This window comes from Thermus aquaticus (genome assembly GCF_001280255.1).
GTDB classification, from domain to species: domain Bacteria; phylum Deinococcota; class Deinococci; order Deinococcales; family Thermaceae; genus Thermus; species Thermus aquaticus.
The window spans coordinates 1-427 of sequence record NZ_LHCI01000066.1 but is presented as its reverse complement, the minus strand read 5'-3'; the positions used below and the strand labels follow the sequence as shown (position 1 = coordinate 427).

Genomic DNA, 427 nt, shown 5'->3' with positions numbered 1-427 from the left:
CGGATCCCGGCGGGGGAGGGGCTTGCCCCCGGGGCCCTTCCCCTTGGGGGCCTCCTTGGGCCTGGGCGGGGGCTCTCGCCTGGCCTTCGCCTCTTCCCTGGCTCCTTCTCCCTTGCGGGCTTCCCCTTCCCCTCCTCCTTCCGCCCCCTCCTTGGGCCTCCCCTCCCGGGGCTCCAGGTAGGGGTTCTCCCGGCCCTGGATAGGGGGCGGGAGGGGCTGCCCCTCCTTCTTGGCCTGGAGGTACTTGCCCAAGGGCCAGGCCCTTTCCGCCAGGAGGTAGGGGCCGCCCAGCCTCCCCTCCACCCGGTAGGCCTTCTTGGGCTCCAGGCGGGCGGCGAAGCCCCGGGCCCGCTTGAGGCCCACTTTGAAGCCCTCGCCCCCCTTGGGGAGGATGAGGAGGACCAGCCTTTCCCGGTCGGCGTAGAGG

General features: G+C 73.1%; 1 pseudogene. It reads right to left on the bottom strand.

Annotation, left to right across the window (positions count from 1 at the left end):
- Positions 1-427, bottom strand: a pseudogene (locus tag BVI061214_RS13075) (hypothetical protein); the annotation flags it as partial.